Origin of the sequence: Marinobacter sp. DY40_1A1 (assembly GCF_016597815.1) — a bacterium.
Lineage (GTDB): Bacteria > Pseudomonadota > Gammaproteobacteria > Pseudomonadales > Oleiphilaceae > Marinobacter > Marinobacter xiaoshiensis.
This window is the reverse complement of sequence record NZ_VCHA01000006.1, coordinates 41,219-67,473: the sequence shown is the minus strand read 5'-3', so window position 1 is coordinate 67,473 and position 26,255 is coordinate 41,219. Positions and strand designations below refer to the sequence as shown.

Here is a 26,255-nt window from a genome sequence, read left to right as displayed (position 1 = left end):
GCAACCTCTGTGATGCGTTTCTGATAAAGCAGCAAAGGTACAGCGGCTTACAGTTGCAGGCAAGCGGACTCGCCACGCTTGTTCAGGAATTGCACAAGGTCAGCCCAGGGCATGGGGCGGGCATAATAGTATCCCTGAATTTCATCACAGTGCTGCTGGCGCAGAAACTCAAGCTGGCCTTCTGTCTCGACACCTTCAGCCACCACACTGATCTGGAGGCTATGAGCCAGGCTGATAATCGCGCGGATAATGTGCTCGGCATCAGCAGATTTACCGAGCGCCTGCACAAATGATTTATCGATTTTCACCAGCGAGATTGGCAGATGCTGAAGGTTGCTGAGAGAGGAGTAGCCAGTGCCAAAATCGTCCAGCGCAAAACTGATGCCCAGCTGGTTAAGCTCCCGCAGGCAGCGTTGTGCGTACTCCGGGTCGTGCATCATGGCGCTTTCCGTCAATTCCAGTTCCAGCAAGCTGGTATCAACGTTGGCATTGAAAATGATTCGGAATATGGTTTCCGTCATCTTGCGGTCATGGAACTGGCGGAATGAAAGATTCACCGCAAACACCAGCCCTGGATAACCGATTTCTGCAGACTCCTGCAAGCGTTTGCAGGCCTGTTCAATCACCCAATAGCCAATCGGAACGATCAACCCACTGCGTTCGGCAACAGGTATAAATTCATCTGGCCCCACCAGCCCTCGCTCCGGGTGATTCCAGCGCAACAGGCACTCAACGCCGCGCACCTCATTAGTGGCCAGATCGATTCTTGGCTGATAATACAGCTCCAGTTCATTACCCCGGAGCGCATTACGAAGGTCTGCTTCCAACCTGAGCTGGTAGCCGGCTGAAATGTGTAACTGCCGGTCGTAGAAACGATAACTGCTGCCCGGGTCACGCTTGGCCTCGAACATTGCCCGGTTTGCCCGGCGCATGAGATTTTCAGGGCTATCTCCGGACTCCGGATAGGTCGCCACACCCAGGCTGGCACTGACAACCACACTCTGGCTATCTATCGATATTGGCTCATCCAGCACCTGCACAATCTTGCGAATAATCTGGGTGATATCCAGGGTATCTTCCAGTTTCTCAACAATAATGGCCAGTTCGTCACCACCAATGCGCATCAGGGAATCCACACGGCGCAATGCCTGTCGAACCTTGGCGGCCACTTTGATCATCAGCTGATCACTTTTCTGGTAGCCAAAGGACTCATTAATACTGCGGAAATCATCGATATTAAGATGCAAAAGCGCCAGCCGATAGTTCCCTCGCTGAGCCCTGTGTAGCGCTTGCTGCAGCCTGTCAAAGAACAAATCCCGGTTAATGAACCCACTTGCTACCCCTCGACCCAGCAGGCTGTGGGCGGAGTTTGCCAACTGTTCCCGATACCAGAGGCATTTTACTGCGCGGCGAAAATTCCAGGAATCAAGTTCCTGACGACTCAAATAATCGGATGCCCCACTGGACATCATGCTTGCCGCGCGCTCACGGGATGTTTCCGCACCCATTGCCAGTATGGGTCTGTCGCCGCTGGCAACAGCCAGGTACTGCAAAAATGCGATTTCTGAGCCACCGTGGAACGCACAGTCCCAAACCAGAACATCGAACTTTGCATTGCGAATAAGATCGTCGCAATCCATAAGCTCCGGACACCAGGTTGAATCCGTGTGGATCTCCGGTTCATCCGCCAGCAGCGCATTGAGCCAGAGAAAATCGGTATAATCCGGCGTCAAGACCAGAAGACGAAGCTGGTCATGTTCGACAGTTTCCAGTGGCAAGGTCATTAAGCAGAGTCCATGGGTGCGTGAACAACAATCCTGTTCTGTTAAAAAGAATAGCTGATAGATCGACAAGGTACAGAAAGTCTGGCTGGTGTAGACTAATGTCCTAGTGAGAGAACACCCCCGTCTCAAACCATTCTGGCAATGTATTCGTGAACAAACTCAACCCGCGACAAAATGAAGCAGTCCGTTACACCGATGGCCCTCTGCTGGTGCTGGCTGGTGCAGGCAGCGGGAAGACCAGCGTAATCACCCGCAAAATCGCCTACCTGATAGAGCACCTTGGCATTCCGGGGCGCCACATTGCCGCTGTCACCTTCACCAACAAGGCAGCTCGCGAGATGAAAGAGCGGGTAGGCCGGATCGTCGACCGCAAACTGGCCCGCGGGCTGATTGTATCCACCTTCCACAACCTCGGCCTGAACATGATCCGGGAGGAGCATGCTCACCTGGGCTACCACCCCGGTTTTTCCATTTTCGATGCAGAAGATGCCAAAGCCCTGATACGGGATCTGATGCTTCGGGAAGCCAGCGCCGATGCAGGCGACGAGCTTAACGAAGTGCAGATGACCATATCGTCCTGGAAAAACGCCTTACGCGGGCCAGCTGAAGCCTACAGCAAAGCCGCAGATGAGCGGGAGCAGCGCATTGCCATCGTATACAAGCATTATAACGAGTACCTGAAGGCATACAACGCGGTTGATTTTGACGATCTGATTCTTTTGCCAGTGCAACTCTTCCGAAACAACCCGGAAATCCTGGCGAAGTGGCGCAAGAAAATACGTTACATGCTGGTGGACGAATACCAGGACACGAACATTTGCCAGTACGAGCTGGTGAGAATGTTGGTTGCCGAGCGTGCAGCATTTACTGTTGTTGGTGATGATGACCAGTCGATATACGCCTGGCGAGGGGCGCGACCAGAAAACCTGGCTCAACTTAAAGAAGACTTTCCGAGCCTGAAGATTGTAAAGCTTGAGCAGAACTATCGTTCTACATCGCGCATTCTGCGGGCCGCCAACACGGTTATCGCCAATAATCCACACGTATTCGAAAAAGCTCTGTGGAGTGACCACACCATCGGCGACGAAATCCGTATTGTGCGGTGCCGGAATGAAGATGCAGAAACTGAAAGGGTGGCCACAGAAATTCTCGACCAGAAGCTGAAAAAGGGTCTGGCGTTCAAGGATTTTGCAGTGCTTTATCGGGGCAACCATCAGGCTCGTCTGTTGGAAATGAAACTACAGGCCTACCAGATTCCCTATCACATCTCGGGGGGGCAATCGTTTTTCTCGAAAAACGAGATCAAAGACGCCATGTCTTATTTGCGTCTGCTGATCAATCCGGATGATGATGCTGCATTCCTCCGCGTAGTAAACGTGCCACGACGTGAAATCGGCCCGCGCACCCTTGAACAGCTCAGCCACTATGCCCGTGCGCGCAACGTCAGTCTGTTTAAATCCCTGGGTGACATGGGCGCGGAATCCCACGTAACCGAGAAAGGCCTGGATCGCCTGCGCCGGTTTGCTCACTGGGTGGATGTCACCTGCGAGCGCCTGCACAGCGAAAACCCGGTGCCCGTGATCAAGCAGCTATTCACGGATATCGAGTACGAGGAATGGCTGCATCAGCACTCCGGCACGCCCAAACAGGCGGAGCGCCGCATGGAGAACATCTGGTATCTGGTGGAGTCAATCCAGCGCATGCTGGAGGACGGCAAAGGCACCGCCGATGAGTTGGGCATAGAGGATGCCATCACCAAACTGATTCTGCGCGATATGATGGAGCAGCGGGAAGAAGAGGATGCCAGCGACAAGGTGCAACTGCTAACACTCCACGCCTCCAAGGGGCTGGAGTTTCCCCATGTGTTTATTCTGGGGCTGGAAGAAGAAATCCTGCCCCACCGTTCCAGCATTGAAGAAGGCAACGTAGAAGAAGAGCGACGCCTGATGTACGTGGGCATTACCCGCGCAAAAGAAACCCTGACCCTGACATACGCCGCCCAACGCAGGCAGTACGGCGAAAAGATCGAGACTATTCCCAGCCGGTTTCTGGATGAACTTCCCCCGGACGACGTGCGCTGGGAGGGTACTGGAGATCTGGATGTTGAAGCCAACCAGAAAAAAGGCAAGGCAACCCTGAGCGCCCTGCTTGGTGATTTGGGGCTATAAAATGCAAAAACCCCGCAGACGCGGGGTTTTTTATGGTGTGAGCGCAGGAATTACTGGCTCTCTGCCACCATGTGTTCGACAGCAGCCGTGATTTCCTCATCAGCGCAGCTTGCACAGCCGCCTTTGGCGGGCATGGCATTGAAGCCGTTAAGAGAGTGGCTGAACAGTGTTTCCATGCCTTGAGCTATACGCGGCGCCCAGGCTGCAGAATCACCAATGACCGGCGCACCTGCTGCACCTGTGGTATGGCAGGCCATGCATACGGCGTTATAAACTTCGCTGCCTGAGCGAGGTCCAGCACTGGCCGTTTGGGTAGCGGCTGCGGCTTCGCCACACTCTTCACCCTGCAGACACACTTCGCCAACCGGCTGAATGCGCGCGCGGATTTCATCATCAACACTTGCCATGACGGCACCGGCAGTAATGCCGAAACCAAGCAGTACGACAGCCAGGACTCTCTTCATCTTCACAATGCACCTCGCATTTGAGCGTTATAATCTTTTGGTTGCCGCATTATAGCGACTGAATCCCGGCAAAAAAACCGAATAGCAAAATCATAAATTGATTTCCACCATTTTTATTGCCATTTCGTAAGCGTGGAGACTCTTTCGGGCCATCCGGTTACCATGTCGCAGCTTACTCAGAACTTCCAGGATCCGACCCATGAATAACCCGGAGAAACCCTCCCCACATCCCCTGCGCAAAGCGCTGCTGATTACAGAGTTCAGCGCCTTGGCAGTGCTGCTGATATCTATGGGCTGGTTCTCGAGTCAGACAGACACCGGCCATAGTATCAATCCGGCGTGGCTGCTGATACCCGCTCTTGCAAGCCTCGGTGTTTTCATCAGCTTTATTGGCCTTATGTACCTGCGCTGGGTAGTGGCAGTGAGCGCCGCGAACCAGTTCCGGCATAAAATTGTTTTCTTCTTACTCGCCCTTACCCTGCTGGGTGTCTGGGTTTACGGTATCGCCAGCACATGGCTCAGCCTCAATGCAGCATAGAGAGATTAGAAGGATGTACAAACGCCCCAACCAGGTTCTGAAGACCGCCATACTTTTGGTTTTGTGGCCAGCAGTGGCGATTGCCCAGGAACCCACTCCCGCAGAGAACCGACAGGCTACCTCTTCTGATGAATGCCCCCTGATTCAGGATGGCGTTCAGCGTTTGGCCTGTTATGACTCTTTTAACGACCCAAAGGCAGCCCGTACGCAGGCAAGTGAGCAGGCTGTTGAAAAAGCCGAGCAGGCAGCCGACACACTGGCCCCGAACAGGGAAAGTCAGGAACGATTAGCTGAGGTCATTGACGAGGATGATCCCGACAGCGGGGTGATGACCAATATAGTGGATCAGTCTCTAACCGCTGAGAGGGCTTTGTTTTCGTTCTCCGGCAGCTTCATCAGTCATCGCCCCACGTACATCATGCCGATCACCTGGGTCGATAATCCCAACCCGACACCAACAAGCCCCAGGCTGGGTACAACTGGTTATGATTACGGGCTTGAGAACGAGGAAGCCAAGTATCAGATCAGTTTCAAGGTACCAATGCTGACAGGCTGGCTGGATAAGCGCACCACATTATGGTTCGGGTATACCCAGCGCTCTTTCTGGCAGGTCTACAATCAGGATGAGTCTGCACCTTTTCGTGAGACCAACTACGAGCCTGAGATTTTTCTTCGGCACCAGACCAACTGGAATATGGGCGGGGTGACGCTTAGCGGTTTGACGATTGGCCTCAACCATCAGTCCAACGGCCAGTCGGAGCCCCGGTCGCGGAGCTGGAACCGGATTGTGGCGGGTGCTGCCGTTACTTACGATCGCTGGCTGTTTGCGGTAAAACCCTGGTACCGGATTCCGGAGAGCAGCAGCGAGAATGATAACGCAGACATTGAGAAGTATCTGGGCTACGCGACCTACAATATGGTTTACAAGCTTGCGGAGGATCGGACGTTTTCGCTGCAACTGATGAACAATTTGCGTTCAGATAACCACACGTCGGTGGAGTTTGGTTACAGCTTCCCATTGGGGGATACGATTAAGGGGTTTTTCCAGTATTACAATGGCTATGGAGAGAGCCTGATTGACTACAACCACCGGATTGAGCGGTTTGGGCTTGGGATTATGCTGAACGATTGGCTATGATTTTTCTTTAGTTTCGGAGTTCGCCGGGGTGCCGGTACACGCTGCGAAAACACGCTGTGAATACTTCCATGTAAGCTTGGCTCCGCCATCCATGGCTCCGCACAGTTTTCGCAGCGTGTACCGGCACCCCGGCCCCAACTCAGGAATAGCTTTCCACTACCCCCCCTCGCCTTTATTTATTCAACCGCTCCATTTCTGCAAGCAGCTCTTCAGTTTTAGCATTCATCAGCGGTATGTCAGCACGGGATTCCACGTTCAAGCGAACGACGGGCTCGGTGTTGGACATGCGCAGGTTGAAGCGCCAGTTGTCGAACTCAACGCTCAGGCCGTCTACGTAGCTAACGCTTTTTGCGTCGGCGCCGTATTTCTCCTCGATGGCCGCGATTACCTTGGGTGGATTATCGATGGTGCGGTTGATTTCGCCGCTGGCCGGGTAGGCTTCGATTCGGGCGTCAATGAGGGATGAGAACGGCTTGCCGGACTGGCACAGGCGCTCGGCTAGCAGTAGCCAGGGGATCATGCCGCTGTCGCAGTAGGCGAAGTCTCGGAAGTAGTGGTGGGCGCTCATTTCCCCGCCGTATACGGCATCTTCGTCGCGCATGCGCTGTTTGATGAAGGCGTGGCCGGTTTTGCTTTCAATGGCTTCGCCGCCGGCGGCTTCTACCAGGTCCTGGGTGTTCCAGATCAACCTCGGGTCGTGGATGACTTTGCCGGGGCCGGTTTTGCGCAGGAACTGATCTGCCAGCAGGCCGACTATGTAATAGCCCTCAATAAAACGGCCGTTTTCGTCGAAGAAGAAGCAGCGGTCGAAATCGCCGTCCCAGGCGATACCCATGGCGGCACCATGCTCGATGACTGCGTCGGCTGTAGCCGCGCGGTTTTCTTCGAGGATGGGGTTTGGAACGCCGTTAGGGAAGTTGCCGTCTGGCTGGTGGTGCACCTTGATGAATTCGAAGGGCAAGTGCTTTTCGAGTTGGTCGATCACCAACCCAGCACCACCGTTGCCGGCGTTGACGACAATTTTCATGGGTTTCAGAGCTGCGGCATCCACATATCCCAAAAGATGATCTATGTAGGCACTGGTGACTTCCAGTGGCTCATATCGCCCTTGCACCGGTGCATCCCCGAAGGGTTCGAGCACCCTGTCGCGAATGTCGTTCAGGCCATTATCAGAACTGATAGGGCGGGATCCCGGCCCAACCATTTTCATTCCGTTGTGATTTTTGGGGTTGTGGCTGGCGGTAACCATAATGCCACCGTCCATTCCATAATGGTTGGTAGCAAAGTACACGTGCTCCGTGCCGCACAAGCCGATATCAAATACGTCCGCACCTGCCGCCATCAGGCCCGAGCTCAAGGCTTCGGTGATTTCGTGGCTTGAGAGGCGAATGTCGTATCCAACAATGACCTTCCTGGCGCCGGTGACTTCCACGTAGGCTCGCCCTATGCGCTCTGCCAGAGCAGGATTCAATTGCTCTGGCACACTGCCGCGCAGGTCATAGGCTTTAAAACAGGACAAATCCATTGTCTGATTTACTCCGAAGCAGAAGACTGAAGTTGAATATAGTTTTGAATGCCCATCTGGTTGATCATCTCAAGCTGGGTTTCCAGCCAGTCAATGTGCTCTTCTTCGCTATCGAGGATACTGCGGAACAACTGACGACTGGTGTAATCCTGAACTTCTTCGCAGTAAGCAATGGCTTCTTTCAGATCAACATGGGCGATGTGTTCGATTTTGAGGTCACAGGCAATCATCTCCTCAACGTTCTCGCCGATCATAAGCTTGTTCAGATCTTGCAGGTTGGGCAGGCCTTCCAGGAACAGGATGCGCTCAATCAACTGATCAGCGTGTTTCATCTCATCGATGGACTCTTCGTATTCCTTGGCAGCGAGCTTGGTAATGCCCCAATCCTTGTACATGCGCGAGTGCAGGAAATACTGGTTGATGGCCGTCAGTTCGTTGGCAAGAACTTTATTCAGATACTGGATGACTTTTTTGTCGCCTTTCATTGCAGCACTCCTTGATCTCAGCCGGCTACTTCGCCTTTCACTGTCGAAAGGTCTGCCTGGCTGGTTGATTCGGGTTCGGTGAGCTCTCAACGCTCTGTTTGAATAACTCTCTCGTCACCCGACAAGGATAGCGCGTTAGGGCGCATTACAAAATTGCGGAAAGGAAATAAACGCTCAAGGTGTCAGGCGGGGCTTGCCAACATGTTCGCAAGAGCCAGGTAATCCGGTGAGCGGCTTTCGCGCAGTATGCCCCGCGCCATGCTGGCGCAGCGCCCGCACTGGGTGCCTACGCCCAGCTCTTTACCAAGCTGGCGCATGGAGGAAACACCATTTTCTGCGGCTGCGCGGATGTCTCTGTCTGTCACTCCGTGGCATAGGCATACGTACATAATGCAATCTCACCATCAACACTAAAGTTAATGACAATTATTATCATTAGCATCAAAGATTGCAAGCTTGTTGTGTTAATTTTGTGCAACAGGATGTTTCAGGCTTCGACCTCCCGGGTAAGGTTTCGATAACCTGATTCGGTCACCACCACGTTGTCTTCTATGCGTATGCCACCACAGCCCTGCAATTCATCAAGCAGGGAGCGGTTAATGTGATGCCCCAGTGGCCCAGAAAGTATCGGCTCCAGCAAGGAGGGAATGAAGTACAGACCGGGTTCAATGGTTACTACCATGCCCGCCTCCAACGTGCGCGTCAGGCGCAAAAAAGGCGCATCGTCAGGCGGCGCTACCGGCTTACCAGCAACATCGTGCACTTGTACGCCCAGGAAATGACCAATTCCGTGGGGGAAAAACGCTCGGGTTATGCCTTCTGAAACCTGTTCCTCATCGCTCAAACCCTCCACCAGCCCGGCGGCACTCAATAGTGCAGCAATGCCGAAGTGGGTTTTCCGGTGTATGTCCAGGTAATCAACACCCGGAGCTACCATCTTGCAAAGCCGGAACTGCAATTGCTCAAGCCCATGCACGAGTGCCGCAAATCGCCCTTCCCCCACACCTGCAGTGGTGCGTGTTATATCAGAACAATAGCCCCGATAACGCACGCCCGCATCAATCAGCAGGCTACGGGATTTAGCCGGTGCTGCCGTGTCGTAATACTGGTAGTGCAAGATGCCCGCATGCCCGTTCACACCAATAATGCTGTTATAGGGCGCATCTACCTCGCGCTGTTGAGTCGCACGCTGATAGGCCAGGTTGATTTCAAATTCACTAGCTCCCGCCAGAAAGGCATCGCGGGCTGCATGGTGACCTGCGATTGCCAGTTTATTGGCCTGGGCAAGACAGGCTATCTCGTAGGCAGTTTTATGCACCCGGGTTTCGTCTAGCGCGTTGCACAGCGCGCCCGGGTTTTCGTCTCCGGGCAAGCCCGCAAGCAAAGCGGGATCACCAATAACTGCTAGCTGGCTTATTCCTTCCAGCTCAGGCGCCGACGGGCTTTCACTGAAGCGTAGATCGAACTTCTCCAGCCACGGCTCCTGCGGGACTTCCAGGCTGGCATGCCAGAAATCAACGGGTTGATGTAATGAAAGCTGTGGTTTCTTGCCTTTGCGAATCAGCAGCCAGGCGTGCTCAAAGCCAGCAAGCCCTGTCCAGTGCAGGAAAGGTCCATAGCCCTGAAAGTGCCAGGACTGATCATCGCCATAACACATGGGCGCTGCACCAGAGCTAATTAGCAGGCCGTCGTATCCGTGATCCTCCAGAACCTGTTCGTAGCGGCTCTGCAAAATGCCCACGTGATCAATCTGAAGAGAGAGCAAGTCGGTATCAGGCATGTTGGTCTTCCAGTGTTTTCCAGAGGGTTAATAGGTCTTCTGAACGGGGCTCCCGCAATCGAATCAAGCGGATTTCCAGCGGCACATCCCAGCGTTCATCGCCAGCTCGGGTCAGGCTACCGAACTGCTCGCTCTTTTCCGTCATCCGGCCAGGCAACCAGCCCATTCCATAGCCCTGTTTCACCAGTGCCTTGATACTTGCCGACTGAGTGTTTTCATTGAGCGGTAAAAGATTTACAGACTCCTTGCTACGGGACAGGTGCGCCTCAATAGCAGACTGCAAAAAGCCCCGGGAGTGATAGGCAATCAGCGGCACCGATTGGCCTGCTGCTCCCGGTAATGGGAATCGGGGCTCACCGTTATCCGCCACAACGCTCATGGGCACCAGCCGCTCACTCGCGATCGTGATGGTCTCGTAGTCACCGCGACTCAGGCGGCCACACCATGGCAAATCCTGATGCCAGTAACACAGCACCAAATCGCATTCGCCGTTATCCAGGGCATCCAGAAACTGCTCCCCTATCCAGCTGGTCGCTTTCAGGTTGAGTTGCAGCCGTTCTGCAACGCCAGCTTCACTGGCCCAGCCCTGGTAAAAATGAGAAAACAGTCCCTGGGTTGAGCCAACACTGATACGGGCAGATACCTCTGCTTCCATACTGGCAATCTGAGCCCGCACGTCCCGAACATCCCGGGTCACCCGCTGGCACAACTCGAAAAACCGTTCTCCGGCGGGGGTAAGCGACAAGGGGAGAGTTTGCCGGTTAATCAGCGTGGCCCCCATAGATTCTTCAAGCAGCTTTATGCGGCGACTGAAGGTGGGCTGGCTTACATGCTGCAGTTCAGCCGCGCGGGAGAAATGGCGGGTACGGGCCAGTGCCATAAAGTCTTCCAGCCAACGTATTTCCATGAGCTCCCCAGCGAATGACAGGTAGATGTGCGGTAGATGAATTTTAATAAGGCTATGTCGCTCGGCGCATCATAGCCTATTGCTACCGCACTCTTAAAACCTGCTCGCTTACAGTCGCCCTTCCTCTACCGCATGGCATGCCACCTGGGTACCACTGTCTGTAGCAATCAGTTGGGGAATTTGCTGGCGGCAACGGTCATTGGCATATGGGCATCGGCCATGGAACACACAACCAGATGGCAAGTTCACTGGCGTTGGTACTTCACCCTGCAGGCGAATGTAGTTAGGCCGGTCGTCTTCCAGCTTTGGTATGGCCGAGAGCAACGCCTGGGTGTAGGGGTGCCGCGGTTCCGCAAACAAGGTTTTGGTGTCGGCAAGCTCACATACTCGCCCGAGGTACATCACCGCCACCCGGGTGCCGAAGTGCTCCACCACAGCCAGATCGTGGGTAATGAACAGATACGTCAGATTGCGGGTTTCCTGCGCCTCCATCAGCAGGTTCAACACCTGAGCCTGAATGGATACGTCCAACGCCGAAATAGGCTCATCCGCCACAATAAACTCGGGGTCTACCGCCAGAGCGCGGGCAATAGCTATACGCTGGCGCTGGCCACCGGAGAACTCGTGGCCAAACCGGCTACCCCAATCCGGGTCGATACCCACAGACTCCATAACCTCGTGCACTTTGCTGCGCACCTCATCGCGGGACAGTTCGGGACGATGGAACTGAATCGGCTCCTCCAGCGTTTGCTGAATAGTCATACGCGGATTCAGGGAGGCATAGGGGTTCTGGAAGATCATCTGCATTTTACGGCGGTACGGCAGTACGTCCCGACCTTTCAGGTTGTCAATGCGCTTACCATCGTAATGCACTTCACCCGCGCTGGGTGATAACAGCCCCATCACAGTGCGGGCAACCGTAGACTTGCCGCAACCAGACTCGCCCACAACGCACAGTGCCTCGCCCCGCTGTACCTGCAGATCAACACCGTTAATGGCATGAACGGCTTCCTGTTTGCGCTGGAACCGGCCGCCTTTAAAGGTAATCTGCTCAAGCAGGCTACCAGACAAATCAAACCGCTTTTCCAGCCCGCGAATCTCTACCAACGGGGAGGTCATGATCCGGCCTCCTGCATGCGTTTCTCCTGCTCAATCAGGTTGCTGACCTCGTAACACGCTACATCCACATTCCCGGAGCGCACATAGTCCGGCATGGCTTGGCGGCACTGATCGGTAGCAAAGTCACAGCGTGGATGGAAAGGACAGCCAGTGGGTACATTTTTCAGAGATGGCATGGAGCCGGGAATCTGGAACAAGCGTGCGCCAGGTTCACCCATCTGTGGCAAGGCATTGATCAGCCCTTGGGTATAGGGGTGCTGAGCATCGTTGATGATTTCCCGGGTGGGGCCTTGCTCGATAATGCGGCCGGAATACATCACCAGCATGCGCTGGGTGACCTGAGAGACAACGCCCAAATCGTGGGTAATCAGCATCAGCGCCACATTTTCCTGTTCACACAAATCCAGCAGCAACGCCATGATTTCCGCCTGAATGGTCACATCCAAAGCGGTAGTGGGCTCATCAGCCACGATAATTTCCGGGTCGAGCAGCAAGGCGATGGCGATGATCACCCGCTGGCGCATGCCACCCGATAATTCGTGAGGGTACTGGTCGAGACGCTTTTCCGGCGAGGGAATCTGCACCTTGCGCAGCTTGTCCAGTGCTATATCCCGCGCTGCCTTGGTGCTGATACGGCGATGCGCCTTGATGGCTTCAACCATCTGGGTGCCGATGGTCAGCACCGGGTTGAGCGTCATCATGGGGTCCTGGAAGATCATGGCAATGCGATTGCCACGGATCTTGCGCAGTTCGCGCTCGCTCATGGCGGCCAAGTCCTTGCCTTCAAGCAAAATCTGCCCGCCAGCAATATAACCGGGGCGGGCAATCAGGTTGAGAATCGAGAAGGCTGCTACGGATTTACCGGCACCAGACTCCCCTACCAACCCTAGCCGCTCGCCTTTATCGAGGCTGAAACTGATTCCCCGCAGGGCAGTGAGATCGCCGCCTCGAACGGCAAAGCGAACATCCAGGTTTTTTACTTCCAGCAGTGGTGTGTCGTTTTTCATATCTAGCCCTTGTACAGCCGTGGGTTCATAACATCCCGCAACCAGTCACCCAAGAGGTTGATGACCAGCACGAGCACGACCAGCACCAGGCCGGGAATCAGAGTTATCCACCAGGAACCGCTTTGAATGTAATCAAAGCCGGATTTGATCAGAGAACCCAACGACGGTTGGGTTTCAGGCATACCCAGGCCCAGGAACGACAGGGCCGCTTCGGAAATAATCGCGTTAGCAATCTGCACCGTTGCGATAACAAAAATTGGCGAAAGCGTGTTCGGCAGAATATGACGGAACATGATGCGGTTGGTGCGAAAGCCCATCACCTTGGCCGCATCCACGTATTCCTTCTTTTTCTCCGCCAGCACAGACGCCCGAACGGTTCGTGCAATTTGCGGCCATTCGGCTACACCGATAATAAAGATCAGCATGTAAATGGCGATTTCACCAAACATCAGGTTGCCGAAACTGGCCTTGAACACCGCGCCCACAATGATGGCAACCATCAAGGTGGAGAAGGAAAGCTGAACATCTGCGATCCGCATCAGGATAGAGTCAACTTTGCCGCCCATATAGCCCGCCAGCAGGCCGAACAAAATACCCAGCGCCGCCTGCAGCACTACCGCACCAAAACCAATCAGCAAGGACACCCGCGTACCGTAAAGAATGGTAGAGAGCATGTCCCTGCCCTGGGCATCAGTACCCAGCGGGAAGGCCGGATCAGCCCCGGACATGCCCACTGGTGGCAGTTCCGAGTTCATGATGTCGATCTGCGCCAGGTCGTAAGGGTTCGTTGGCGCGAACAGAGGCGCGAACACAGCTGCAAACACCATCAGAAGCAATACGATAAAGCTGGCAATCGCCACCTTGTCGCGCTTGAAGCTGTACCAGAGGAAGGATTCGCGAAAGCGATTCCAGCGGGATAGGGTCGCCGTTGTCATGCTTTCTTACCTGTCAGTTTCACCGTGGGGTTCACCAGCCCGTAAACCAGATCCACCAGTGTGTTAGTGATAACGAAAATCAGCCCTACTACCATCAGGTAGGCAACAATCAGCGGAATATCGCTGCGGGTAATGGCCTCCAGGAACATCAAACCGACCCCAGGCCACTGGAATACTGTTTCCGTAAGAATTGTGTAAGCCACCATCACGCCCACTTGCACACCGCCTACGGTGATAACCGGCAGCATGGTGTTCTTGAGGGCATGGAGGAAGTTAATGCGGGCAGAACTCAGGCCTTTGGCCCGAGCATAGCGAATGTAATCGCTTTGCAGCACCTCCATCATCTCCGCCCGAATCAGACGGATAAACAGCGGTAGCATGATGGACGCCAGAGACACGCAGGGCAGCACCAGGTGCATCAACCCAAGCTCTGAGAAAAAGCCTGAATTCCAGGTTCCAAAAAGATGCGTCAGATCATCGCCACGGCCGTAAGATGGCATACCGCCATCGGTACTCAGGGCACCGTTCAGCCACTGGCCCCAACCGGTGTCTGCGGGGAACCACTCAACGGTAATGCCAATGGAATATATCTGGATAAGAACAATGGCGGTAAGAAACACGGGAATGGAAATTCCAACCGTGCTCACGCCCATGAAAAACTTGGCCAACCAGGCCTGCGGCCGGATGGCGGCATAAACGCCGATGGGTACCGATAACAGCATAATGATCAGGCTGGCACCAATCACCAACTCCAGAGTTGCCGGCAGGTGCTCGGCTATTACTGTGAGGGTTGGTTTGCCGTAAAAATAAGAATTGCCCAGATCCCCCTGTATGGCTTTACCTGCAAAACGCAGGTACTGAACCACCATGGAATCATTCAGCCCCAGCTCCTCGCGCAGGGCTTCCCGTTCCTCCATGGAGACCGACATACCAACCATTTCCTGAAGCGGGTCACCAAGACCATCCTGGATGGCAAAGGCGATCACGCTGATCACGAACATGACCAGAACGGCCTGGGATATGCGCTGTACCAAAAACGCTAACATGCAGGAATTACCACTGATGAGTATTTAAAAAGCCTCTCTCCCTTTACCTGAAGGAAGGCGGGAGAGAGGTTGGAGAGAGGGGGCAGTTTGCCCCGTTACTCGACGACCAGATCACCCAGATAAGGGAAGTTCATCACGTTCAGAATCGGTTCAATCTTCACGTTCTTCTTGCTGGCCCAGGCCAGGTCCTGCCAGTGCAGTGGAATGAATGCTGCGTCGTCGTACAGACGCTGCTCAACTTCCTGCAGCATGGCTGTGCGCTTGGCAATGTCGGTTTCAACATTGGCTTTTGCAACCAGCGCATCGATTTCCGGGTTGCAGTAGTTACCCGCGTTGTATTGCCCGGCACCACTGCCAGCTTCCGGACAGAAGGTCAGAAACTCATAGAAGTTGGCCGAATCTTCTGTATCCGCATGCCAGCCAATCAGCATCATGTCTCCAGCACGGTTGTCGTACTCGGGCCAGTACTGGGCTTTGGGCAGGGTTTTAAGGTCAACTTTGATGTTGATACGGGCCAACATGGCAGCCGCTGCCTGAGCGATTTTATCATCGTTCACGTAACGGTTATTTGGCGCCATCATGGTGATGGTAAAGCCGTCCTCGTAACCCGCTTCCTTCATCAGTTCCTGAGCTTTTTTCACATCATAACGGGGCTTCAGGGATTCGTTGTAGCCCTGGTAGCCAGCTGGCGAAAGCTGAGCTGCTGGCGTGGCAAAGCCTTTCATGATTTTCGCCGCAATGCCTTCCTGATTGATGGCATAGGCTACTGCCTGACGAACCTTGGGGTTCTTGAAGGCTTCAACCCGTTCCTGATTCATGTGGAACAGGATAATGCGGGTGCCGCTCATGGTGACCAGATCCGAGTTCTTGTCACGCTTGATGCGATCAAGATCGGTAGGTGGCACAGGCGCAATGAAGTCCACACCGCCAGACAGCAGCGCAGACACCCGGGTATTGTTCTCCTTGATTGGCGTAAGAACGATTTTCTTTACGTTACCTGGAGACTCTTCATCCCAGTAGTTCGCAAAGCGCTCAAACTCCATGCGCACGCCCTGCTGGCGAGATACCACCCTGTAAGGGCCGGTGCCAGAAAGGTTATCCGACGCAAAGGAATTACCATGCTTGAGAATAGCACCTTTCATCTTGCCGTCTTCTGTCTTACCGGTATAGAACTCACTGTCCAGCGGGAAGATGTAGGTGGCAGTATTGAGCAGCAGCGGGAACGGCTCGCTGGTTACCAGCTCAAAGGTGTAATCATCAATGATGTTGATGCCGCTAAAGGGCTTGAAGATGGCCTTGAAGTCCTGGCTTTCCTTCAGACGGTCGTAGGTAAACTTCACATCTTTGGTGGTGAGCTCGTTGCCGGAATGAAACTTCACGCCCTCACGCAGTTTGAATCGCATGGTTTTGTCATCCACGCGCTCCCAACTCTCAGCAAGACGGGGTTCAAAATCGAGCTCTTTGGTCCAGCGCACCAGCGGATCAAAAGACATGTGGGACAACTGCAGGATGCCACCGGAGAGCTGCTCGTGAATATCGAGAGTGACCGGATCGGCGTCGTACGCCATTTTAAGTTCTTTCGTTGCCTCAGCAGACAGAGCAACAGGCGCAGTTGCCAGCGCCATGGTACCAATAAATGCTGCAAGTAATTTTTTCATTGCGTTTTCCGTCGTTGTTTTACGAGTTTTTACGGCACACCAAGCCTCTGGCGCACCGGACGCCTGTTATAGAAACTAGTCCCGGAAACTACTTACGGCAATCGAAATTACGACTTACGGCTATGCGCGAACTGAATGACGACTGCTAACAGCTGCCACCAGGCCCCTTAAAGACGGAACACTAAAGGCAGGATCAGCGCAGTAAATACGCCTGTAAGCCCCATTCCCAGAGAAGAAAATGCGCCGGCAGCATGGCTGATTTCAAACGCCCTGGCCGTGCCAATAGCGTGGCCATTCAAGCCCAGCGCAAATCCGATAATGCGCTCATCTTCTACCGGCAGCCATTTCGCCAGTAGATCAACGAACAAAGTGGCAACCACACCGGTAATCAGCAAACCGCCCATCATCAGCGCCACAGAACCGCCCAACTGCTCGGTGATGCCGATAGCAATCGGGGCCGTTACAGACTTGGGGGCGAGTGATGCCAAAACCTCCGGCGTGGCACCCATTGCCCAGGCGATTACCACTGCGTATACCGCGGCCATTGTGGCCGCCAACGGCAGCGTAACCACTATCGGGACCCATAAAGCCCGGATGTGGTGGATTTGCTGGTACAGGGGAATCCCCAAGGCCACGGTGGCGGGGCCAAGCAGCAGGGTTAGCCAGTGCGCTCCTTCCTGGTAACGAACATAATCAATGGTGAAAACTGCAATCACCGCCGACAAAATAACCGCTGAGAGCAACACTGGCGGCATCCATAGAGGTTTACCAAGGCGGGCAAACACCCAATTGCCGGCAAAGAATGCTCCCAGAGTAAGCCCGATCGCGAACAGCGGGCTGGCAGACAAGACATCCGGGAGAGCCATAAAGCGGCTGATAAGCTCAGTCATCTGCGCCACCCCGCGCAGTCATCCGCAACATACATTTCATCAACAAGAGCGTGGTTAATACGCTTAGGAAGGTTCCCAGTAACAGCGCGGCAGAAACCGCCAACCATTGCCCGGAGAAGTGCGAAGCTAAAAAGAAGATGCCAACCACACCCGGCATGATCAGCAACACCAGCACTGAGATCAGCGCCTGACTCGCCGACGCCAGATCATCGCTCACCCTCCCCCGCAGCATCAATGTAAATGTCATTAGAATCATACCCAGCACGCCGCCGCTGACCGGAATCACAAACAGCACCCGCAAGGCCTCGCCAAGCAGAAAAAACACAACCAGAATCAGAAAACCGCGCAACATCGACATGGCGTCATGCTCATCAATCGAGGAATTGCATTACACTAGCGCAAACCAACACCTCGATACCAATGCAGGAAGGCCATGGCGCTCAAAGCAACCATATTCAAAGCCACGCTCAATATTGCCGATATGGACAGGCATTATTATGCGGACCATCAACTCACTATAGCGCAGCACCCGTCAGAAAATGACGAGCGCATGATGATTCGCCTGCTGGCCTTTGCCCTCAACGCCAGTGAGGACCTGGAATTTACAAAAGGCCTGAGCACAGACGACGAACCGGAGCTGTGGCGTAAAAGCCTGAGTGACGAGATTGAACTGTGGATTGAACTGGGCCTGCCCGACGAAAGCCGCCTGCGCAAAGCCTGCAACCGGGCACGCCAGGTGATTCTCTACGCCTACGGTGGCCGTGCGGTGCCCCTGTGGCTGGAAAAGCATCACAGCAAACTGAGCCGTTTCAAAAACCTTACAATTATTGATCTGCCGAGCGAGTCCACCGAAGCTCTCGCCAAACTGGCGGAACGTAACATGAGTTATCAGGTAACTATTCAGGATGGTGAAGTGTCGTTCAGCAACGAAGGTGCACTGGCAACTATCACTCCCACACCACTATTCCCGTAACCAAAGGCAAACCCGACCAATGCACCGGGGGCTGGACAGCGTAGGCCTGCGCACGTAAGATTGCGCACTCGAAATTGACGCACAGCCGTCGCATTCGAATGCGCCCGTAGCTCAGCTGGATAGAGTACTGCCCTCCGAAGGCAGGGGTCACAGGTTCAAATCCTGTCGGGCGCGCCATATTTTTCAAGGCCTTACGTGAGAGCGTAGGGCCTTTTTAATTTCCGACCCTAAAAAATAACCACACCTGTAACCACACGACACAAAGTCAAATTACACCTCCTGAAGACCGCTGCAAACGCAGTCAACGTGCATGCTGACCATAACTGCAGCCACAAACGCCCTAATACGGCCATAGATCAAACCTGAACCAGCCCTCACCGGTTAGTGGAGCCTTTTGATGGAGCCGAACGCAGGGGTCATCGCAAGTTATCCACAGGGTGGCCACCCTGTCCTCTCTGTCCTCTCTGTCCTCTCTGTCCTCTCTGTCCTCTCTGTCCTCTCTGTCCTCTCTGTCCACGTTGACCCACTCTGCCCTCACTGACCACTCCGGCCTCGCTCATTGCTTTAACTTCGCCTTGGTGAATCGATCTCTCCAAGATTCGTTGTCATAAACAAGGCGTTCTGCCCCTTAAAAGAACGCTCCAGTAACAGTCCCTCTATTCTGCCGCGCATATTTCTACAAGTGTGTACAACGCCAATTTAGCGCCCTTTTGGCTCGTATAATTATTGTTGTTTACAACCAACGTGACCAAGACTGCAGGATTTTTTATGAAGGCCGATGAAATGAACAGCCCGGTAGCGAAAGTGATAATCGACGTTTTGGCAGAGCGCCACGACAGGATTTATGTCGAGGAAAAAAAGGAGCGCCTTAGATCTTTGGAGACCGCTCATGCTCTGCTTTGGTGCCACTACTTGGACGGAGCAAACCAAGCAGCAGTGAGCGCCAGACTGGGCTTATCGCCAAGAGAACTCCAAACAGCCATCAGCTTGATGAGAAAGGTGTTAGGGTAAGCAGAATATAGCCAAGACTGCCCATAGCCCCTTCTCTGTCTGGGGGAATTACAGGGAGCTAGCCAAGCTGACGCCTGATAACCCTGGCTTTCAATTTATATTCTCGCTGTATTTCCAGCTCTGGATGACGATTTTCACTAGGGGTATCAGGTAACGGCGGCACGGGTTCTCCTATAATCTGGTAAAAACTTGGAGTGCCGCTTTCGTCGACTTCTTTGTAACCATGCCTTCTATGGCGATCTGCCAGCCACTCATTTTCGGTCGTTGAATGGCAACGGAGCCCGAACGTACCTAGCGAGTCCAGCTCTGACAGAAATTTTCGATAGAGCCCCTGCCCCTGCCGGGCTTCTGGAATGCAGACCCTGGTTATTACGATTGTCGAGTAGTCGTTCCCTTCAAACAGGATGCCCCTGATTCTGAGGGCTATGCCCCCGCCATCGCTTGAACTTCCATACAGACCGCCAAACCGATGGGTGCCGGCCCATTCGATGCTGTCTTCAAATAGTGAGTCAATATCTTTGCGTTGCAGGTTCAAGCTCATTTCCTCAATTCTTGGGCTGTAGAATCATTGCAGGACAGCATGTTCACTATTACAGCAGGTTATACGCAGCAAGAGTTGGCGGAGCCCGCTGTAGATAGTACCCGCCTCCTTCAGCCCATCCATTTCCTCTCTTATGCGACTGCAACAGAGGCTGCCTGCATTACACTAAAAGCACTTCAGCCGCAGCCTAGCCTGAGTCGGGCGCATATGCAGTATCGTTATGTCGCGGGTTCCTGCAGTATGAGGTCACTTAACTTTTTCATTTCCACCAAAGGCATTGACTGGCCATACAGACGCCTCCACAGATAAACCTTCAGAACCGGCAGTCTCTCGTCACAGCTTCTTTTTGGCGGGCACGGGACTTCTCAAGCCACACCGCGTCGTTTTTTAACACTTTTTTCAGCCTGGTCTATTTCTCTGAATACTTGACTTTCGAGCTGCCGAATTTGAGTGCGAACCGCTTCACTGTCTGTAATTCGATCAGCGAGTTTTAAATATTTGAAAAAGCCTAGCCTAGGAGCACCTTTCGGGAGAATGTTGTCTGCCTGAACGTAAACGCCGTTACCATATGCTGCTCCATACCCCAATGAAGTCAGACGGGCGTATAGCTGACGCTTCTTTAACTGGCGGTCGCTATTTTCAAAGGCTGCGATTCGGGCTCGCTCTATTGCGCGCTTGGCCTTTATCATAAATCGAGCGATGGTCGAATCTCTCACCCTTAGATCTCGGCCATCGAATGTAAACCCAAGATAGGAAATTGGACTAAGGTTTTGCTCTTTAAAATGAGGGTCTAGCGCTAGGGATCGCAAAGCCCCCTCTGTTGTTCTAAGAAACCTGCATCTCACCGTTTTGCCGGGGTTGACCTGAAGCTTGACCTTGCCCAATTCCGTCTGCACTGCCGATTCTGCTGCTGCCCCACATCCTTTCGGAACAACGAGCAAGATGTCGTCGCTATAACGGCGGTATGTGCCTCCAAGACTGCGGATACTCTCCTGGATGGCCAGGTCGGCGTCATACATATAAAGGTTTGCGAGAACAGCACTTATTGGCAAGCCCTGCGGAATGCCTGCAGGTTTTCCCTTTAGATATGCAGGGGCAGGCTTTTTTTTAACCTCCCAAACAAGATTATGCCGGGAACGCAGATGGGGCTTTACGAGGGCTCTGAAGTCCTTTGGTTCACATATAGCTTGGCCGACTTTTCCGGCACGCCTTCTAACCTCACCTCCAAAGAGGTCTCTTAGAACCGGGACCGTAACTGCGGCACCTCTGGTACAAGCTCTGAAAACAGCATAATGATCATCAGGTAGTTTGTCTTCACCGAGTAAGTCTGCCCAGGCGGCCTTTAAATGTTCGTGATCAAGGGCGTCAAAGAAGCCTTCGACGTCAATGGCAACTACATCACAGGAATCCTGCGCCTTGATCTCCTCGAAGGCTTCAAGAGCAAAATGAACATTGCAGCGCGGGGGGACGAAACGCCGGTAAGCTAAAACATACTCACCACCGCACTTAGAATATCTATCCTCTAAAAGACGACCCATGCACTTGGCGTAATACGCATATATGTGGGCATCACTATGTGCAGCAAAAACAATAGGTCGTATTTTGGCTTTCCAAACCCTGCGCCCATTTTCATTTTTTATGGAGAGAAGCTTTTGCGGATTGAGTATTACCGGCCAAAAAGCGTGGCGAGATACCCGAGTTGGATTAGTGACGAGTTTCTTTGCTTGTGACTCAGAAATGGGGCAATCAAAGTGGGCGTAACTGCGGCGTCGATACCAGCCCTCAAGTTCATCCATGTTGTGATCTTCCTTTTTGGATCCGGTGACTACAAGCATGTTGCGGCCGCTTGTCTGTATCGTCACCGTCGAGCGACACCTTGCGATGTCACCTGACCACCGAGAAAACCCGCTGATCTACTATCTTACCCATTCAGAAGAATTTGTAAGAAAGCCGCAAATATACCTTGATGTATCATCTGACTGGAGGTGTGCTATGACGAAATGCTCGAAATGCACTGCTCAAGTTGTTCAGAACGACACCTGGCGGGACATCGCCGGAAGGGCGGTGTGTACCTGGTTTGTTCAGTTCATGCTTGACACGGTAATAACCAATCGGCCAATCACTCATTTGTGAAAGTAATAGCAGGCTAACGGGATATCGTTAAACAGTCAAACAAAGAGGATCACTCGCCAAAACTATTACGCTGCGACGTTCCCTGGCAAGCGCCTAGTTGGTTAATCACTCCAGAGAGGCTTCCCACAGATCCAGGATATCGTCCAGTTTCGCGTGCTGGATTTGTTCTCTGACTTCCTCCGGAGGGTTGTTAGCCAGCGCAATCGCCCTGAAAAAGGATTCCATAAATCCGCGTAGGTCGATACTTTCAGATTTATCTTGGATAGCGTCTCTTCTGCGCCTTGCTCCTAAAAACCAGCTACACGCCCAAAACCACATTCCCGCGCTAAAGCTAATACGACGAATTATTTTTTCAAGGTCTAGCACAAATTCTTGGAGCGCTTTCTCGCTGGACGATTCGAGTTCCTTTTTACCGAGAGAGCTTACTAACTCCGCCCCCTCATCATCAGGCAACGCGCCAGTCAGGTCAGCCATGATACCCGTTAGATTTTGCGATAACTTAGGAAGCAATTTCATACCGCGGACGCGGTGGGCCAGCAGAGGGTTAATCCGGGAGTAGTCATAAAGCGCTATTTCATAGCTCTCAAGCAGTTTTGGGTCTGCCCTGACCAACCCATCCATTAATGAAGTTAAAGTAGTTGCGACGTATTCTCTTGGGAAACCCTTGTCCAGTACGCTCCTCAAGTTAGGTCTGTCCCCAAGGATTTCCTGGAAATCCGCTTGAAATGCATCAACAGCAGCTGCGAGCTTAGGGCGCTCAATAAGTAATTCTTGCCGTATTTCCATCAAGTGAAACAACAGGGTACGCGCGCTTTCTTTGCGTTCGCGACTTAATTTCCACAAATAACCAATAACGGCCAATCCTGCTGTGATGAGGATTCCGGCATCAAATACTATTCCGTTCATCATTGTTCCCTGGGCAGTTCCGAGATAGCACTATAAATCTACGGATGGGTCGCTCACTTCCCGGTGAGCCTGCTGATTCGTCAGCAAACTCAATATCAGTAGTGCAAAAGCTTTCTGTTTTGGTTCGCTTTCAAGGATCTCCATCGATAATTTCTCATGATCCGTCATGGAGTCCAGCACCAGATCCGTCAATCGCTTGGGGAATAGCCCGTGCATGACCTGTTCCGTGGAATGGCTGTTTACCTGCGCCATCACAGGTTCATCCCTGCGAACTCGATCTGCAATCCCATGTGCGAAATGTAGCTGATCTTCGTCACTCACCTCAGCACCAAAAATATCATTCAGTGTTTCAATAATTTCTGAAAGGCGCTTTTTCTCCGGATCGTGTGGTTTTCCGGTTCCGACACCGGTAATCGGATCCAGCTTATACTCGCCCTGATCATCCGCCAGTTTCAGTTCGTGCTCTTTGCGCTTGGTCAGCCGGTAATGAGTTAACTCCACCTCGGAAATGTCGATGTCATCATCATCCAACGACTCCTGCCGCAGCAGTGGCGCCAGGGTTCGGGCGAACACGCACAGCTGTTCCAGTTCGGCGTCCTCAAAGGACACAATTTGTGACAAAAACTCGTAGGAGCGCACAAAGCCGGTGAGGTTCTTGCGGAACAAGTCGAGTTGATCCAGCCCTTTGCCAATCTCGGTTAACAATGTCTCGGCTTGTTTCAGGCCCACCGTGTTTCCGTCTGCCTCAGCCTGGGCTCTGGCAGCTCGGGCGCTGGCGCGTTCGTCGCGAAGTAGCTTGTAGCGTTTGGTGAAACGCTCGCGGGCCGGGTGGCAGTAATAACTCAGTGTGGAGGCCTGGGCTTTGGGGTCAAAAAACGCCTGAGCAAAAGCTTCGACTTCACCCCAGTGATAAATGCCCTCGGCATCCAGGGTTTCCTGAAGGTCGTAGACCACCTGAGCGTCCGACACGCCGGACAATTCAGCTGTGGTGTAATACTCCCGGAAAGACGCCAGAATATCGTCTGCGTCGTTGAAGAAATCCAGAATAAAGGTTTCCTTGCCCGGGAAAATCCGGTTCACCCGGGACAAGGTTTGTACGCAGTCCACGCCTTTAAGCTTCTTGTCTACGTACATAGCGCACAGCTTGGGTTGATCAAAGCCGGTTTGATACTTATTGGCGGCGATCATCACGTTGTACTGCTCGGTATCGAAGGCCTTGGCGTGATCACGACCATTGAGATCCGGGTTCAGCAGGGTGCTGGTTTCGGTTACCTCTTCGGGGATATGGTCATCGGGCAGGATGCTGCCCGAAAAGGCCACCAGGGGATGAACATCGGTGTAGCCCTGGTCGCTTATATAACTCTGCATCGCCAGCTGATAGCGCACCGCTTCCTGCCGGCTGCTGGTGACCACCATGGCCTTGGCCTGGCCGTCGAGCAGGTGCTTCACGTTGGCCCGGAAGTGCTCAACGATGATTTCCACCTTCTGGCTGATGTTGTAGGGATGCAGGCGTACCCATTTGGCCAGCGTGGTGCGGGCTTTTTTGGAGTCCACGGTTTCGTCGTCTTCGTCTGGATGAGCCAACTTCCAGGCCACCGCATAGGTGGTGTAGCGTTTCAGCACATCCAGAATAAAGCCTTCCTCGATGGCCTGGCGCATGGAATACACATGGAAGGCTTCGGGCTTGTTGTCGTCGCTTCTGGGCAGTGAGGCATCGGGTACCCGGCCAAACAGTTCGATGGTTTTGGCCTTCGGGGTAGCGGTGAAAGCGTAGTAGCTGATCTGCTGGCTGGGTTTGCGCGAGGACACCGCTGCATCCAGCATGTCCTCGGCGCTGATGTCTTCGCCTTCGGGCCGGTCGCTTCCAAGAATCGCCTTGAGCTTGGAGGCCGATGAGCCGGTTTGGGAGGAATGCGCTTCGTCGGCAATCACCGCATAGCGACCAGAGGCAAGCCTGGGGTACTTATCCAGCGCATCAAACAGCGCCGGGAAGGTTTGGATGGTCACTATAACAATGCGGGTTTGCTCGGCCAGTGCTTCGGCCAGCTGCTCAGATTTGCTTTGGTTGCCCACATCCCGGGTAATCGGACAGACCACCCCCTGGGCGTGTTCAAACTGGTAGACGGTGTTCTGAAGCTGGCTGTCCAGCACCGTACGGTCGGTGACCACAATGACCGAGTTGAACAGCTTCTGGCCGTTCTCATCGTACAGCTGAGCCAACTGATGAGCTGTCCAGGCAATGGAGTTGGATTTGCCGGAACCGGCGCTATGTTGAATCAGATAGCGTTGCCCTGCCCCCTCCGCACGGGTGGTATTCACCAGCGAGTTGACCACATCCCACTGATGGTAGCGCGGGAAGATCAGGGTTTCCTTGGTTTTGCGGTTACCGTGGAAGTCCTCGCTGGTTTTCTTCTCCAGATGTAGGAACCGACTGATCACCTTGAGCCAGGCATCCTTCTGGAACAGGCGTTCCCACAGGTACGCCGTAGCGTAGGTGTTTTCGTGTTCGGCCCGGGGGTTACCGGCGCCGCCTTCGGAGGAACCCTGGTTGAACGGCAAGAAGAAGGTGTCTTTACCGGCCAGCTTGGTGGTCATGGCCACCTCGTCCTGGCTGACCGCGAAATGCACCAGGGCACCGCGCTTGAAGGTCAGCAGCGGCTCGGCTTTGCGGGTAATGGGGTCTTTTACCGGACGGTCTTGTTTGTACTGGCGCTTGGCGTTCTCAACGGTTTGCTTGAACTCGCTTTTCAGCTCCAGCGTGGCCGTAGGTATGCCATTCACAAACAGCACCAGATCCAGCCTCGGGTTGTACTTGCCTTCGGGTTTGGCGTGAGGGGAATAGGACACTTCTTCCACCACGCGCAGGCGATTGGCTTTGTATCGACGTTCCGTATCCGGGTTCATGCCGTGGTCGGGCTTGAAGCTGCACTGATCGATTTTAACGCCAGGCAGTTTGAAACCGTGGCGCAGCACATCCAACGTGCCTTTTTTTTCAAGCTCCCGAACGGTCTTCTGGATCAGCACGTTTTCCGGGGCCTGCGGATTGGCTTTGGCGAACTTGTCCCAGCGCTCGGGCCAAGCCTCTTTGAAATACCCGATCAAGTCTTCCGGATAAAGAGCGTTCGCCTTGTCGTACTCGGACGCTTTGCCCACTAACCAGCCCTGGCTTTCCAGTGCGGCAAGAATGTCGTTTTGGAATACGCGCTCGCGGGTGTCCACCATAACTGCTCCCTAAAGGCTTGCGCCA

At 53.6% G+C, this 26,255-nt stretch carries 23 protein-coding genes and 1 tRNA gene; 6 read left to right on the top strand and 18 right to left on the bottom strand.

Going from position 1 to position 26,255, the window contains the following annotated elements:
- Positions 1 to 47 precede the first annotated feature (47 nt).
- Entirely contained in the window at positions 48 to 1,784 is a 1,737-nt protein-coding gene (locus tag FFI61_RS15285; protein ID WP_200371638.1) for a putative bifunctional diguanylate cyclase/phosphodiesterase, read from the bottom strand.
- Positions 1,785 to 1,933: 149 nt separating this feature from the next.
- On the opposite strand from FFI61_RS15285, the gene rep reads away from it, so the two are divergent.
- Complete coding sequence (gene rep, locus FFI61_RS15280) at positions 1,934 to 3,952, top strand: DNA helicase Rep (protein ID WP_200371636.1); 2,019 nt, start codon at positions 1,934 to 1,936, stop codon at positions 3,950 to 3,952.
- A 50-nt stretch (positions 3,953 to 4,002) separates the two neighbouring features.
- Here rep and FFI61_RS15275 read toward each other — a convergent pair whose 3' ends face one another.
- Complete coding sequence (locus tag FFI61_RS15275) at positions 4,003 to 4,416, bottom strand: c-type cytochrome (protein WP_200371635.1); 414 nt, start codon at positions 4,414 to 4,416, stop codon at positions 4,003 to 4,005.
- A gap of 199 nt (positions 4,417 to 4,615) precedes the next feature.
- On the opposite strand from FFI61_RS15275, the gene FFI61_RS15270 reads away from it, so the two are divergent.
- The gene (locus FFI61_RS15270) at positions 4,616 to 4,954 is read left to right on the top strand and encodes a hypothetical protein (RefSeq protein WP_200203206.1); all 339 of its coding nucleotides are present in this window, start codon (positions 4,616 to 4,618) and stop codon (positions 4,952 to 4,954) included.
- A 13-nt stretch (positions 4,955 to 4,967) separates the two neighbouring features.
- Positions 4,968 to 6,092, top strand: coding sequence for a phospholipase A (locus tag FFI61_RS15265; protein ID WP_200371634.1), 1,125 nt, complete (start codon positions 4,968 to 4,970; stop codon positions 6,090 to 6,092).
- 172 nt (positions 6,093 to 6,264) lie between these two features.
- Here the strand turns inward: FFI61_RS15265 and FFI61_RS15260 are convergent, their stop codons facing one another.
- From FFI61_RS15260 to FFI61_RS15205, 12 genes are all read right to left on the bottom strand, one after another.
- A complete protein-coding gene (locus FFI61_RS15260) occupies positions 6,265 to 7,617 on the bottom strand; it encodes a phosphomannomutase (protein WP_200371632.1) in 1,353 nt (450 codons plus the stop codon).
- Positions 7,618 to 7,625: 8 nt separating this feature from the next.
- On the bottom strand, positions 7,626 to 8,102 hold the full coding sequence (bfr, locus tag FFI61_RS15255; protein WP_200203199.1) for a bacterioferritin: 477 nt from the start codon (positions 8,100 to 8,102) through the stop codon (positions 7,626 to 7,628).
- Positions 8,103 to 8,284: 182 nt separating this feature from the next.
- Entirely contained in the window at positions 8,285 to 8,491 is a 207-nt protein-coding gene (locus FFI61_RS15250) for a bacterioferritin-associated ferredoxin (RefSeq protein WP_200203197.1), read from the bottom strand.
- Between the two features lie 98 nt (positions 8,492 to 8,589).
- A complete protein-coding gene (gene pepQ / locus FFI61_RS15245) occupies positions 8,590 to 9,882 on the bottom strand; it encodes a Xaa-Pro dipeptidase (protein ID WP_200371631.1) in 1,293 nt (430 codons plus the stop codon).
- Positions 9,875 to 10,789, bottom strand: coding sequence for a LysR family transcriptional regulator (locus FFI61_RS15240; RefSeq protein ID WP_200203192.1), 915 nt, complete (start codon positions 10,787 to 10,789; stop codon positions 9,875 to 9,877). Before FFI61_RS15240 ends, pepQ begins: the two co-directional genes overlap by 8 nt.
- 108 nt (positions 10,790 to 10,897) lie before the next feature.
- Positions 10,898 to 11,908, bottom strand: coding sequence for an ABC transporter ATP-binding protein (locus FFI61_RS15235; RefSeq protein WP_200371629.1), 1,011 nt, complete (start codon positions 11,906 to 11,908; stop codon positions 10,898 to 10,900).
- Positions 11,905 to 12,915, bottom strand: a complete 1,011-nt coding sequence (locus FFI61_RS15230; protein ID WP_200371625.1) for an ABC transporter ATP-binding protein — start codon at positions 12,913 to 12,915, stop codon at positions 11,905 to 11,907. Before FFI61_RS15230 ends, FFI61_RS15235 begins: the two co-directional genes overlap by 4 nt.
- 2 nt (positions 12,916 to 12,917) lie before the next feature.
- The gene (locus tag FFI61_RS15225; protein WP_200203174.1) at positions 12,918 to 13,850 is read right to left on the bottom strand and encodes an ABC transporter permease; all 933 of its coding nucleotides are present in this window, start codon (positions 13,848 to 13,850) and stop codon (positions 12,918 to 12,920) included.
- Entirely contained in the window at positions 13,847 to 14,896 is a 1,050-nt protein-coding gene (locus FFI61_RS15220) for an ABC transporter permease (protein ID WP_200371623.1), read from the bottom strand. The genes FFI61_RS15225 and FFI61_RS15220 overlap by 4 nt, the downstream gene beginning before the upstream one ends.
- Before the next feature lie 95 nt (positions 14,897 to 14,991).
- A complete protein-coding gene (locus FFI61_RS15215) occupies positions 14,992 to 16,554 on the bottom strand; it encodes an ABC transporter substrate-binding protein (RefSeq protein WP_200371621.1) in 1,563 nt (520 codons plus the stop codon).
- A gap of 167 nt (positions 16,555 to 16,721) precedes the next feature.
- Complete coding sequence (locus FFI61_RS15210) at positions 16,722 to 17,444, bottom strand: LrgB family protein (RefSeq protein WP_200371619.1); 723 nt, start codon at positions 17,442 to 17,444, stop codon at positions 16,722 to 16,724.
- Complete coding sequence (locus FFI61_RS15205) at positions 17,437 to 17,802, bottom strand: CidA/LrgA family protein (RefSeq protein WP_200371617.1); 366 nt, start codon at positions 17,800 to 17,802, stop codon at positions 17,437 to 17,439. The genes FFI61_RS15210 and FFI61_RS15205 overlap by 8 nt, the downstream gene beginning before the upstream one ends.
- Positions 17,803 to 17,877: 75 nt before the next feature.
- Between FFI61_RS15205 and FFI61_RS15200 the strand changes: the two genes are divergently transcribed.
- The 3 genes from FFI61_RS15200 (at position 17,878) to FFI61_RS15185 (ending at position 19,428) form a co-directional block, all read left to right on the top strand.
- A complete protein-coding gene (locus tag FFI61_RS15200) occupies positions 17,878 to 18,417 on the top strand; it encodes a YaeQ family protein (protein WP_200371612.1) in 540 nt (179 codons plus the stop codon).
- A gap of 100 nt (positions 18,418 to 18,517) precedes the next feature.
- Positions 18,518 to 18,594 (top strand) — tRNA-Arg (locus FFI61_RS15195).
- Between the two features lie 591 nt (positions 18,595 to 19,185).
- Positions 19,186 to 19,428 (top strand): hypothetical protein, encoded by a 243-nt coding sequence (locus FFI61_RS15185; protein ID WP_200371601.1) that lies wholly within the window; start codon positions 19,186 to 19,188, stop codon positions 19,426 to 19,428.
- 58 nt (positions 19,429 to 19,486) lie between these two features.
- Here the strand turns inward: FFI61_RS15185 and FFI61_RS15180 are convergent, their stop codons facing one another.
- The 4 genes from FFI61_RS15180 to FFI61_RS15165 form a co-directional block, all read right to left on the bottom strand.
- Positions 19,487 to 19,963 (bottom strand): hypothetical protein, encoded by a 477-nt coding sequence (locus FFI61_RS15180; protein ID WP_200371599.1) that lies wholly within the window; start codon positions 19,961 to 19,963, stop codon positions 19,487 to 19,489.
- Positions 19,964 to 20,334: 371 nt separating this feature from the next.
- On the bottom strand, positions 20,335 to 21,765 hold the full coding sequence (locus FFI61_RS15175) for a reverse transcriptase domain-containing protein (RefSeq protein WP_200371598.1): 1,431 nt from the start codon (positions 21,763 to 21,765) through the stop codon (positions 20,335 to 20,337).
- Between the two features lie 442 nt (positions 21,766 to 22,207).
- Entirely contained in the window at positions 22,208 to 23,008 is an 801-nt protein-coding gene (locus tag FFI61_RS15170; protein ID WP_200371596.1) for a hypothetical protein, read from the bottom strand.
- A 30-nt stretch (positions 23,009 to 23,038) separates the two neighbouring features.
- On the bottom strand, positions 23,039 to 26,230 hold the full coding sequence (locus FFI61_RS15165) for a type I restriction endonuclease subunit R (protein ID WP_200371594.1): 3,192 nt from the start codon (positions 26,228 to 26,230) through the stop codon (positions 23,039 to 23,041).
- Positions 26,231 to 26,255: the final 25 nt, after the last annotated feature.